This is a genomic window from Stenotrophomonas sp. YJH_SMC_19 (assembly GCF_059367915.1).
The window spans coordinates 133,305-144,396 of record NZ_JCAFRI010000007.1; the positions used below are offsets into that span (position 1 = coordinate 133,305).

Consider the following 11,092-nt stretch of genomic DNA (forward strand, 5'->3'; position numbering starts at 1 on the left):
TTGCAGAAAACACGCGTATCGTTCGTCCCACTGTGTTTGCTAGGGTCACCGTGAATCGTGGCCTGGTGCAGTTGATCTCACGATCCGCTCATCGATCCGCTTTACCAACGCCTGCAACTCAGTCTCGGCCCCGATACCCGGTGGCTGCGATTTTTTCAACATGTGTTTCAGGAGTTAGTCAAATGTCTGATCGTCAGACCGGCACCGTCAAGTGGTTCAACGACGCCAAGGGCTTCGGCTTCATCACCCCGGAAAGCGGCCCGGACCTGTTTGTGCACTTCCGTGCCATCCAGGGCACCGGCTTCAAGACCCTGCAGGAAGGCCAGAAGGTTACCTTCATCGCCGTCCAGGGCCAGAAGGGTATGCAGGCTGACCAGGTGCAGGCGGTCTAATCCGTCTGCTACCGTTTGGTAGCCAGAACGCCGGAAGCGAAAGCTTCCGGCGTTTTTTATTGCCTGCAGCTTTGTAGAGTCGAGCGTGCTCGACTGTCTCTGGAAAGCAGTCGAGCACGCTCGACTCTACAAGGGGCATGCAGCTGGCGCGGTACGATGTGGGCCTCCCCAAGGATCATCCCCATGCGCATCGTCCACCACCTGGAAAACTCCCGTTCCCTGCGTGTGCTGTGGATGCTGGAGGAGCTGGGGCTGGACTACGAACTGCGCCGTTATCCCCGCGATCCGAAGACGCTGCTGGCACCGCCCGAACTGCGTAACGTGCATCCGCTGGGCAAGTCGCCGGTGCTGCAGGATGGCGAGCTGGTACTGGCCGAGTCCGGTGCCATCCTCGACTACCTCGCGGATCGCTATGACACCCAACGCCAGCTGTCGCCGTCACCGATGCCGGCCGATGGCGCCGAGCGCATCGCCTACCGCTACTGGCTGCACTACGCCGAAGGCTCGGCGATGCCGCCGCTGCTGCTGACCCTGGTGATGGGCCGCATCCGCAACGCGCCGATGCCGTTCTTCGCCCGCCCGATTGCGCGCAGCATCGCCGACAAGGCCGAGCGTGGCTTCATCGGCCCGCAGCGACGACTGCACCTGGACTGGATGGAGCGCCGCCTGTCTGAAAGCCCATGGTTCGCCGGCGAACGCTTCAGTGCGGCCGACATCCAGATGAGCTTCCCGATCCAGGCGGCCGCCGCGCGCGGCGGTGGCCTCGACGACAAGCCGGCGCTGCGTGGCTTCCTCAAGCGTATCGGCGAGCGCCCGGCCTACCAGCGTGCCGAGGCCCACGGCGGTCATCTGCAGGCGCTCAGCGGCAATTGAGGCGGGCGGCGGTCGTCCCCATCTTCAGCACCATGGATACCGACAGCCCCCGTTTCGACAACCGCCTGCTGCACACCCTGCCGGGCGACCCCGAATCCGGCCCGCGCCGCCGCGAAGTGCTGGGCGCGGCCTGGTCGCCGGTGATGCCGACTCCAGTGGCGGCGCCCACGCTGCTGGCTTGGGCGCCGGACGTCGCCGCGATGCTTGGCTTCGATACGGCTGAAGTCGAAAGCGAAGGCTTCGCGCAGGTGTTCGGCGGCAATGCGCTGTACGCCGGCATGCAGCCGTGGGCGGCCAATTACGGTGGCCATCAGTTCGGCCACTGGGCGGGCCAGCTCGGCGACGGCCGCGCGATCTCGCTGGGCGAACTGGTCGCACCGGATGGCCGTCATTGGGAACTGCAGCTGAAGGGTGCCGGTCCCACGCCGTATTCGCGGGGTGCTGATGGCCGCGCAGTGCTGCGCTCATCCATCCGCGAATTCCTGTGCAGCGAAGCGATGCATCACCTGGGCGTGCCGACCACGCGCGCGTTGTCGCTGGTCGGCACCGGCGAAGACGTGGTACGCGACATGTTCTACGACGGCCACCCGCGTGCCGAGCCCGGCGCCATCGTGTGCCGGGTATCGCCCTCGTTCCTGCGCTTTGGTTCATTCGAACTGCCAGCGTCACGCGGCGAAACTGCCTTGTTGCGGCAGCTGGTCGACGCGTGCATCGCCCGCGACTTTCCGGAGCTTGAAGGGCAGGGTGAGGCGCTGTACGGCGACTGGTTCGCGCAGATCGCGGTGCGCACTGCCGAGATGATCGCGCACTGGATGCGCGTCGGTTTCGTGCATGGCGTGATGAACACCGACAACCTGTCCGTGCTCGGCCTCACGCTCGATTACGGTCCTTACGGCTGGGTCGAGGACTTCGACCCGGACTGGACGCCGAACACCACCGATGCGCAGGGCCGCCGTTATCGTTTCGGTACCCAGCCGCAGGTGGCGTACTGGAACCTGAGCCGGTTGGCGCAGGCGCTGTCGCCGTTGTTTGCCGATGTGGCGCCGCTGCAGGCCGGTCTGGCGGCCTACCAGTCCACCTTCGTGGCCTGCACGCGTCGCGATGCCGCAGCCAAGCTGGGCCTGGCCGCTGCCGACGATGACGACCTGGGGCTCTACCAGCGCTGGCAGCAGCTGATGCAGGACGGCGGCATGGACATGACCCTGGCCTGGCGTGCGCTGATGCGGGTTGATCCAGCGGCGCCAGACGTGGGCGTGCTGGACGCAGTGTACTACGACGAGTCGCGCCAGCAGGCGGTGCAGGCGCCGTTGCAGCAGTGGCTGCAGGACTACGCGGCGCGGTTGCAGGCCGATCCACTTTCGGCCAGTGAGCGCGCGGCGAAGATGGCCAAAGCCAATCCGCTGTATGTGCTGCGCAACTGGCTGGCCCAGGAGGCGATCGACCGCGCAGAGCAGGGTGACCTCGGCGGTGTTCACGCACTGCAGGACGTGCTGCGCGATCCATACACCGAGCGTGCGGGGCTGGAACACTTCGCCGGCAAGCGCCCGGCGTGGGCAGACAACCGCGCCGGTTGCTCGATGCTGTCCTGCAGTTCCTGAGGGTGGGTTTCGGCAGGGCTGCGCCCTGCACCTGCAGAGGCCACCGCGCAAGCAACGGCCAAAGCCAAAGCGGCTCTGGATTGCTGATGGTCTGGCGGGACGGTGCGGGGCTGCAGGACACGCCGTAAACCCGTCCATGGGGGCTCGATGGCGCCATCCATGGCGCCAACGGTCCTGCAGCCCCACACCGCCCCACCTCCGACAGATTCCCGCGGCTGTGGGTAGGTGTCGACCTTGGTCGACACGGTAGATCCACGCCATGCGTGGATGCTCTTCGTTCAATTCTCGAAATGTTCGATTTCGATAGAGATTCATCCACGCATGGCGTGGATCTACGACAGATCGCAGGAAACTGTCGAAGGCGGGGTGGGTCCGGTTGCGGGAGTGTCCGCGGCATGGGCCCGAGGCATGCCTCGGGCGGGTTGGGCAGGACGCCCAACCCCGGTCTTGCCGTGTGCGCAGGACAGCGCACACGAGCAAGCCGCGGCCAAGCCCCCACGGACGGGTTTACGGCGTCTCCCGCAACCGGACCCACCCCGTCATCCCACAGGAAACCCGCTGTTGCGCTTGCTGTTGCTGTTGCCCTTGCTGTTGCCCTTGCTGTTGCCGTTGAGGTTGCCGGCCAGCGGCCGGCACTACCGCAGGTGCCGGGCGCAGCCCGGCCGAACACCCCCAACAGGCAGCCGGCGCCCGGAACAGGTACCCTATGCCGCCATCAGATAGCCAACGTGACATGACCGACGCCCTCGTCGCTCCGCAGTGGGCCTCCCGCCTGCGCGACATCGCCGACTTCCCCAAGCCCGGCATCCTCTTCAAGGACATCATGCCGCTGCTCGCCCATGGCGAGGACTTCCGCGGTGCCATCACCGCGATGGCCGACCGTTGGCGCGACCAGAAGCTGGACGCGGTGATCGGTATCGAATCGCGTGGCTTCATCCTCGGCGCCGCGATGGCGCTGGAACTGGGCGTGGGCTTCGTGCCGGTGCGCAAGCCGGGCAAGCTGCCGGGACAGGTGCTGCGCGAGGAATACACGCTGGAATACCGCAGTGACTGCATCGAAGTGCACGCCGACGCCCTGCCGGCCGGGGCCCGCGTGGCGATCATCGACGACGTGCTGGCCACCGGCGGCACGCTGGTCGCTGCGCTGTCGCTGGTGCGCCGCCTGGGCGTTGACGTGGTCGGTGCCGGCGTACTGGTCGAACTGGACGGCCTGGGTGGTCGCGCCCGCTGGGAATCGGATCTGCCGCTGCACACCGAACTGGTGTTCTGATCGAAGGGCAGGTGCCAACCAAGGTTGGCATCTACCAGAGCGAATGGCCGGGAACCGGTAGTTGCCAACCTTGGTTGGCAGCGCTTTTCGCGATTGACGCCACGGATGGGCCAACCAAGGTTGGCCACTACCAGGTCAGATCATTGCCAACCGTGGTTGGCAACGCTGCTTCAATCACATCATCCGCACGCGGAAACGACGGCCCTTGATCTTGCCGGCTTCCAGTTTCGCCACGGCCTTGTTGGCCTGCTCGCGCGCGATCGCCACGTAGGAGCGGGTCGGGAAGATCGCGATCTTGCCGATGAACTTGCTCGACAGGCCGGCATCACCGGTCAGCGCACCGAGGATGTCGCCTGGGCGCAGCTTGTCGGTCTTGCCACCGTCGATCCGCAGCGTGCGCATCGCGGCCTGCGGCAGTTCGGCCGGGCGCGAGGTTGCCAGCGGCGTCTTCTGCCAGTCCAGCGGCTGCCCCATCTGCGCTTCGATGGCTTCGGCGCGGGTCTTCTCGCGGCCGGCCACCAGGCTGATCGCCAGGCCACTGGCACCGGCACGGCCGGTACGGCCGACGCGGTGCTGGTAGCTTTCCACGTCGGTCGGAAGCTCGTAATTGATCACTGCCGCCAGATCTTCCACGTCCAGGCCACGTGCGGCCACGTCGCTGGCCACCAGCACGTTGCAGCTGCGGTTGGCCAGCAGCAACAGCACTTCCTCGCGGTCGCGCTGTTCCATGTCGCCATGCAGGGCCAGCGCGGAGAAGCCGAACTGCTGCAGCGAGTTGGCTACTGCGTCCACGTCTTTGCGGGTGTTGCAGAACACCACCGCCGATTCCGGCGTGTACTTCAGCAGCAGGCCGGCCAGCGCCTTCTGGCGATGCGCCGGTTCCACCTCGCAGAACAGGTGGCGGATGGCCGGTGCCTGGTCGGCGCCTTCCACGGTCACTTCCACCGCATCGCGCAGCAGGTCACGCGCCATGGCGCGGATGCTGTCGGGGAAGGTGGCCGAGAACAGCAGGCTCTGGCGGTCCTTGTGGGTGCGGCCGGCGATCTCGCGGATCGGCTCCTCGAAGCCCATGTCGAGCATGCGGTCGGCCTCGTCCAGCACCAGCGTGCGCACCGCGCCAAGATTCAGCGCGCGCTTGCGTGCCAGCTCCTGCACGCGGCCGGGCGTGCCCACCACAACGTGTGGGTCATGGCCTTCCAGCGAGGCCAGCTGCGGGCCCAGCGGCACGCCGCCGACCAGCAGCAACAGCTTCAGGTTGGGGATGCCGGTGGCCAGCTTGCGGATCTGCTTGCCGACCTGGTCGGCCAGTTCGCGGGTCGGGCACAGCACCAGCGCCTGCACGCGGATCAGGCTGGGGTCGATGGACTGCAGCAGGCCCAGGCCGAAGGCGGCGGTCTTGCCGCTGCCGGTGGGTGCCTGTGCGATTACATCGCGGCCATCCAGGATGGCCGGCAGGCTCTGCGCCTGCACGGGGGTGAGGGTGGTATAGCCGAGGGCATCCAGGCCGGGCTGCAGGGCCGGGCTCAGCGGCAGGGTCGAGAAGTCAGTCATGGCGCATTGTACCTGCCTGCACGGCCGGTCCCGCCCAATGGGGTGGGGACGGATCCCTTTCCGCAGGAAAGGGCTCTGACCCCGTCGGAGTCGTCATCCACGCACGGCGTGAATCTACAGGTGCCGACCCTGGTCGGCACGCTCCTGATCAGCCCAGCACCGCCAGCACACCCTGGTGGATTGCCAGGCCACCGAACAGCAGCCAGGCGAACAGGATCAGCGCCAGCAGCAGCGGCTTCAGTCCTGCCTGGCGCAGCGCCGAGACGTGGGTGGTCAGGCCCAGCGCGGCCATCGCCATCGCCAACAGCACCGTGTCCAGCTGCACCAGCCCGGCCTGCAGGCCGGCCGGAAGCAGATGCAGCGAGTTGAAACCGGCCACGGCCACGAAACCGAACGCGAACCACGGCACCACGATGCGCGCCTTGCTGCCATCGGCGCTGGCCTTGCCGCCACGGGCCAGCCACAGTGACAGCGCGATCAGGAACGGCGCCAGCAGCATCACCCGCACCATCTTGGTGATCACCGCCGTGTCAGCTGCCGCTTCGTTGACCGCACGGCCGGCCGCCACCACCTGTGCCACTTCGTGCACCGTCGCACCGGTGAACAGGCCGTACTGCCGCGCGTCCATTGCCAGCCAGCCGTGCGACTGCACCAGTGCATACAGCGCCGGGTACAGGAACATCGCCAGCGTGCCGAACACCACCACCGTCGAGACCGCGACGGTGACATGCGCAGCGCGGCCACGCACCACCGGCTCGGCGGCCATCACCGCTGCCGCACCGCAGATCGCGCTGCCAGCGCCGATCAGCATGGCTGCCTCGCGCTCCATCTTGAACACGCGCACGCCCAGCCAGCAAGCCAGGCCGAAGGTGCTGGCAACCACCAGCACGTCCATCAGCACGCCAGTGACGCCGACATGGCCGATGTCCTGGAAGGTCAGGCGCAGCCCGTACAGCACGATGCCGGCGCGCAGCAGCCAGTGCTTGGAGAAGCCGACACCGGCCGCGCTGCCCGGTGCCAGCCGCGGGTAGAAGGTGTTGCCGACCACGATGCCGGCGACGATCGCCACGGTCAGCGCGCTCAAGCCATGTGCCTGCAGCCACGGAAGCTCGGCCAGATACAGCGACGCCGCCGCGATCAGGCCTACCAGCACGAGACCGGGCAGACGCGGCTGCCAGCGTTGGCGCAAGGCGGGCAGGGACCAGGGGGAGAGGGCAGGGGCATTCATGGCAGGGGCAAGGCTGGAGTGATGGGGCAAGCGTGCGCGTCTGTCGCTGACCTGTAAAACGAATAATATGGGTGAAACCTACCCATCAAGAAGGTAAGTGCCATGCGCCTGACCTTGCGCCAGCTGCAGGTCTTCGTCGCCATCGCCGACCATGGCAGCACCACCGCTGCCGGCCAGGCCATTGCGCTCTCGCAGTCGGCCAGCAGCGCCGCCCTGCAGGAGCTGGAGGCGCACTTCGGCACCCCGCTGTTCGACCGCATCGGCCGCCGTCTGGCGCTGAACGGGCATGGCCGCGCACTGCTGGAGCCGGCGCGCACCTTGCTGGTCAACGCCGCCGACCTGGAGCGTCAGCTGGCCGCCGGCGGCGACCCATCGCAGGGGGCACCGCTGCGGCTGGTGCTGGCCGCCAGTACCACCATCGGCAATTACCTGCTGCCGCCACGCATCGCCGAACTGCTGCGCCAGGCGCCGCAGGCCGAGGTCGACCTGCGCATCGACAACAGTGCCGGCGTGGTCGCTGCCGTGCAGCGCCTGGACGTGGACGCCGGCCTGATCGAAGGCCCGTGCCACGAGCGCGGCCTGCAGGTGACCGCCTGGCAGCAGGACCCGCTGGTGATCGTGGCTGCCGCCGATGCCCCCGCCAGCTGGTCGCTGGACGAACTGCGCCGCGCACGCTGGCTGCTGCGCGAGCCAGGCTCCGGCACCCGCGAAGCCGTCGAACAGGCGCTGCTGCCGCACCTGCGTGGCTTCGCCCAGACCCTGCAGCTGGGCAATACCGAAGCAATCAAGCAGGCCGCCATCGCCGGCCTCGGCCTGGCCTGTCTTTCGCGTCACGCGCTGGAAGAGCCATTGGCCCTGGGCCGCCTGCGCGTGCTCGAAACCCCGCTGCCGGCCCTGCAGCGCACGCTGTGGCTGGTACGGCATCCCGGCAAGCAGTGGCTGCCGGGGTTGCAGGCGCTGCTGGGGGACGTGGAATAAGCCATCAGATCCCCAGTCGATTCCAACCATCCCGCCATCCCACAGGAAACCAGCTTTTGACGTTGCCGTTGACGTTGCCGGCCAGCGGCCGGCACTACCGCGGGTGCCGGGTGCAACCCGGCCGACGCCCCCAACCCGTACAATATCCGGATGCCTCTGATTACTCTGCAGAACGTCGACTTCAGCGTCGGCGGCCCGTTGTTGCTGGAAAAGGCCGAACTGTCGATCGAGCCGGGCGAACGCATCGCCCTGATCGGCCGCAACGGCGCCGGCAAATCCACCCTGCTCAAGCTGCTGTCCGGCGACCACAAGCCCGATGACGGCGAAGTCCGCGTGCAGCAGGGCGTGCGCGTCACCCGCCTGGAGCAGGAAGTGCCGCACGGCGCGGCCGGCTCGGTGTTCGACGTCGTCGCCGACGGCCTTGGCGAGCTGGGCCAGTGGCTGGCCGAATTCCACCACCTCAGCCATGCCGAAGTCTTCGATGGCGAAGCCCTCGGCAACGTGCAGGCCAAGATCGATGCCGCCAACGGCTGGGGCCTGGACCAGCGCGTCAGCGAAACCCTGACCAAGCTCGACCTGGATGGCGAGGCCGAGTTCGGCCGCCTGTCCGGCGGCATGAAGCGCCGCGTGCTGCTCGCCCGCGCGCTGGTGTCCAGCCCCGATGTGCTGCTGCTGGACGAACCGACCAACCACCTGGACATCGAGGCCATCGACTGGCTCGAAGCGTTCCTGAAGGGCTGGAGCGGCAGCGTGGTGTTCGTCACCCATGACCGTCGCTTCCTGCGTGCCCTGGCCACCCGCATCGTCGAGATCGACCGCGGCCAAGTCACCAGCTGGCCAGGCGACTGGGCCAACTACGAGCGCCGCCGCGAAGAGCGCCTCAACGCGCAGGCGCAGGAGAACGCCCGCTTCGACAAGCTGCTGGCGCAGGAAGAAGTCTGGATCCGGCAGGGCATCAAGGCCCGTCGCACCCGCGACGAAGGCCGCGTGCGCCGCCTGAAGGCGATGCGCGTGGAGCGTTCGCAGCGTCGCGACCTCAGCGGCAACGTCAAGATGGAAGCCGCACAGGGCGTCAGTTCCGGCAAGAAGGTCATCGATGTCAAGGACATTTCGTTCGCCTTCGGCGAGCGCACCATGGTCCGCGATTTCACCACCACCATCATGCGCGGCGACCGCATCGGTCTGATCGGTCCCAACGGCAGCGGCAAGACCACGCTGCTCAAGCTGCTGCTGGGCGAACTGCAGCCGGCCAAGGGCGAAGTCAACGCCGGCACCAACCTGCAGATCGCGTATTTCGACCAGTACCGCGCGGTGCTGCGCGAAGACTGGAGCGCGATCGAGAACGTCGCCGAAGGCCGCGATTTCCTCGAGTTCAACGGCAAGCGCAAGCATGTGCATGCCTACCTGCAGGACTTCATGTTCACCCCGGAGCGCGCGCGTGCGCCGATTACCCGCCTGTCCGGTGGCGAGCGCAACCGCCTGCTGCTGGCCAAGCTGTTCGCGCAGCCGTCCAACCTGCTGGTGATGGACGAACCGACCAACGACCTGGACGTGGAAACGCTGGAGCTGCTGGAAGAGCTGCTGGGCGAATACACCGGCACCCTGCTGCTGGTCAGCCATGACCGTGACTTCATCGACAACGTGGTCACCTCCACGCTGGTGATGGAGGGCGATGGCGTGATCGGCGAGTACGTGGGCGGCTACAGCGACTGGCAGCGCTATGCGGCCAGCGTGGCGACGCCTGCCGCGGCTCCGGCAGCCAAACCGGCCGCCGCCGCACCGGCTGCAGCTGCGGCACCTGCCGCACCCAAGCGCAAGCTGGCCTACAAGGAAGCGCGCGAACTGGAGCAGCTGCCGAAGACCATCGAGAAGCTGGAAGGCGATGTCGAAGGCCTGACCTCGGCGATGAACGACCCGTCGTTCTACACCCGCAGCAGCGCCGAAGTGACCGCGCACACCCAGCAGCTGGCGAAGGTGCAGGCCGAGCTGGATGCCGCTTACGCGCGCTGGGAAGAGCTGGAAGGCTGAGTATCGGTCGGCGCCAGCAGTGCGCCGATTGATCGAGTCGAGAATCAGTAGATCCACGCCATGCGTGGATGGTGGCATCAGTGCGGACCAAGGTCCGCACCCACCGAAGCCGGTTACACCTCCGTACGGACCAACGGTCCGCACCTACCAATCAACGATCCGCACCCACCGGGGCCTGCGGTCATTTGACCCCGTGCAGATCCCGCAGCTGGCTCGGCCGGCTGCCGAAATACGCCGCCAGATCGGCGATGTCCTGATCACTCAGGTCCTTCGCCTGTGGCGTCATCAACATGTGCTGGCGGTCACCGGCGCGGTAGGCCTGCAGCGCATGCGCCAGGTAGTCACCGTACTGCCCACCCAGCTTCGGATAGGTCGGATCGATCGGCGCATTGCCATCGGCCCCGTGGCAGTCGATGCAGCTCTGGTTGGTGGCCTTGCCCTTCACCTTGGCGCGGGCTTCACCGGCGGCCTCGCGACCTGCAGGCAGGCCAGCCGAAGAAGAAGAGCCGTGTTCGCCACTGGCATGGCCCGGGTCGGCGGCGGATGTCTCGCTGTTTTCCACCTGCGACTGTGAACAGGCCGCCAGCAGCAGGGCAACGGACAGGGCGATGGCGTGACGCAGCGGATGCGCGGCTTTCGACATGGGCGGGCCTTACTTGACGGTGGACAGGTAAACAGAGAGATCGGCGATCTCCTGTTCGCTGAAACTCATCGACTGCGCCTGCATCGTCGGATGCCGGCGCTTGCCCTGGCGGTACTCGGTCAGGGCCTGGGCCAGGTACTGCTGGGTCTGGCCGCCGATCTTCGGCACCCGGTAGCTGGGGTAGGCGTTCTTGTAGCCGGTGATGCCGTGGCACCCCTGGCAGGTGTAGGCCAGCACGCGGCCATTGTCGAAGTTGCCGGTGGGCGCGGCAGGCGCCGGCGCGGCGGCAGGAGCCGGGGCCGGAGCGGGTGTGGCAGGAGCAGGAGCGGGCTGTGCGGCGGCCCCAAGGGGCAGGAGGACGGCCAGAGCGAGACAAGCGGCGAGCGGCTGCGGGCGCATGGTGTCGTTTCCGGGGATTCGGGTCTGGTCGTTCCGGCGTGGGGTACGGAACGCCCCGAGTATAGCCTCAGGTTTCATCTAGCTGAAATGGGGTCGGGCCGACCAGCGGCGTGAAGACACCATGACCTTTGG

At 67.2% G+C, this 11,092-nt stretch carries 10 protein-coding genes; 6 read left to right on the forward strand and 4 right to left on the reverse strand.

Annotated elements, in window-relative coordinates:
• The first annotated feature begins 182 nt into the window (after nucleotides 1–182).
• From AC5P5R_RS10195 to AC5P5R_RS10210, 4 genes are all read left to right on the forward strand, one after another.
• A complete protein-coding gene (locus tag AC5P5R_RS10195; protein WP_004153307.1) occupies nucleotides 183–392 on the forward strand; it encodes a cold-shock protein in 210 nt (69 codons plus the stop codon).
• Nucleotides 393–575: 183 nt separating this feature from the next.
• On the forward strand, nucleotides 576–1,265 hold the full coding sequence (locus tag AC5P5R_RS10200) for a glutathione S-transferase family protein (protein ID WP_005409266.1): 690 nt from the start codon (nucleotides 576–578) through the stop codon (nucleotides 1,263–1,265).
• Nucleotides 1,266–1,297: 32 nt separating this feature from the next.
• Nucleotides 1,298–2,863, forward strand: a complete 1,566-nt coding sequence (locus AC5P5R_RS10205) for a protein adenylyltransferase SelO (RefSeq protein WP_100438415.1) — start codon at nucleotides 1,298–1,300, stop codon at nucleotides 2,861–2,863.
• Between the two features lie 733 nt (nucleotides 2,864–3,596).
• Nucleotides 3,597–4,133, forward strand: a complete 537-nt coding sequence (locus tag AC5P5R_RS10210; protein WP_005413028.1) for an adenine phosphoribosyltransferase — start codon at nucleotides 3,597–3,599, stop codon at nucleotides 4,131–4,133.
• A gap of 174 nt (nucleotides 4,134–4,307) precedes the next feature.
• Here AC5P5R_RS10210 and dbpA read toward each other — a convergent pair whose 3' ends face one another.
• Nucleotides 4,308–5,684 carry an ATP-dependent RNA helicase DbpA gene (dbpA, locus tag AC5P5R_RS10215; protein WP_329751579.1) on the reverse strand — a complete coding sequence of 459 codons (1,377 nt, stop codon included), beginning with the start codon at nucleotides 5,682–5,684 and terminating at the stop codon, nucleotides 4,308–4,310.
• A 148-nt stretch (nucleotides 5,685–5,832) separates the two neighbouring features.
• Nucleotides 5,833–6,912: a YeiH family protein gene (locus tag AC5P5R_RS10220; RefSeq protein ID WP_012479937.1), complete on the reverse strand. Its 1,080-nt coding sequence runs from the start codon at nucleotides 6,910–6,912 to the stop codon at nucleotides 5,833–5,835.
• A 102-nt stretch (nucleotides 6,913–7,014) separates the two neighbouring features.
• Between AC5P5R_RS10220 and AC5P5R_RS10225 the strand changes: the two genes are divergently transcribed.
• Both AC5P5R_RS10225 and AC5P5R_RS10230 read left to right on the forward strand, forming a co-directional pair.
• A complete protein-coding gene (locus AC5P5R_RS10225; RefSeq protein WP_038645894.1) occupies nucleotides 7,015–7,890 on the forward strand; it encodes a LysR family transcriptional regulator in 876 nt (291 codons plus the stop codon).
• A gap of 150 nt (nucleotides 7,891–8,040) precedes the next feature.
• On the forward strand, nucleotides 8,041–9,918 hold the full coding sequence (locus AC5P5R_RS10230) for an ATP-binding cassette domain-containing protein (protein WP_049397764.1): 1,878 nt from the start codon (nucleotides 8,041–8,043) through the stop codon (nucleotides 9,916–9,918).
• Nucleotides 9,919–10,099: 181 nt separating this feature from the next.
• On the opposite strand, the gene AC5P5R_RS10235 is transcribed toward AC5P5R_RS10230, so the two are convergent.
• Complete coding sequence (locus AC5P5R_RS10235; RefSeq protein WP_012479939.1) at nucleotides 10,100–10,561, reverse strand: c-type cytochrome; 462 nt, start codon at nucleotides 10,559–10,561, stop codon at nucleotides 10,100–10,102.
• Between the two features lie 9 nt (nucleotides 10,562–10,570).
• The gene (locus tag AC5P5R_RS10240) at nucleotides 10,571–10,960 is read right to left on the reverse strand and encodes a c-type cytochrome (protein WP_005413034.1); all 390 of its coding nucleotides are present in this window, start codon (nucleotides 10,958–10,960) and stop codon (nucleotides 10,571–10,573) included.
• Between the last annotated feature and the right edge of the window lie 132 nt (nucleotides 10,961–11,092).

Coding starts and splice junctions, on each gene's coding strand:
- AC5P5R_RS10235 (WP_012479939.1), bottom strand. CDS start 10,561: ATGTCGAAAGCCGCGCATCCGCTGCGTCACGCCATCGCCCTGTCCGTT.
- AC5P5R_RS10225 (WP_038645894.1), top strand. CDS start 7,015: ATGCGCCTGACCTTGCGCCAGCTGCAGGTCTTCGTCGCCATCGCCGAC.
- AC5P5R_RS10240 (WP_005413034.1), bottom strand. CDS start 10,960: ATGCGCCCGCAGCCGCTCGCCGCTTGTCTCGCTCTGGCCGTCCTCCTG.
- AC5P5R_RS10210 (WP_005413028.1), top strand. CDS start 3,597: ATGACCGACGCCCTCGTCGCTCCGCAGTGGGCCTCCCGCCTGCGCGAC.
- AC5P5R_RS10230 (WP_049397764.1), top strand. CDS start 8,041: ATGCCTCTGATTACTCTGCAGAACGTCGACTTCAGCGTCGGCGGCCCG.
- dbpA (WP_329751579.1), bottom strand. CDS start 5,684: ATGACTGACTTCTCGACCCTGCCGCTGAGCCCGGCCCTGCAGCCCGGC.
- AC5P5R_RS10195 (WP_004153307.1), top strand. CDS start 183: ATGTCTGATCGTCAGACCGGCACCGTCAAGTGGTTCAACGACGCCAAG.
- AC5P5R_RS10205 (WP_100438415.1), top strand. CDS start 1,298: ATGGATACCGACAGCCCCCGTTTCGACAACCGCCTGCTGCACACCCTG.
- AC5P5R_RS10200 (WP_005409266.1), top strand. CDS start 576: ATGCGCATCGTCCACCACCTGGAAAACTCCCGTTCCCTGCGTGTGCTG.
- AC5P5R_RS10220 (WP_012479937.1), bottom strand. CDS start 6,912: ATGAATGCCCCTGCCCTCTCCCCCTGGTCCCTGCCCGCCTTGCGCCAA.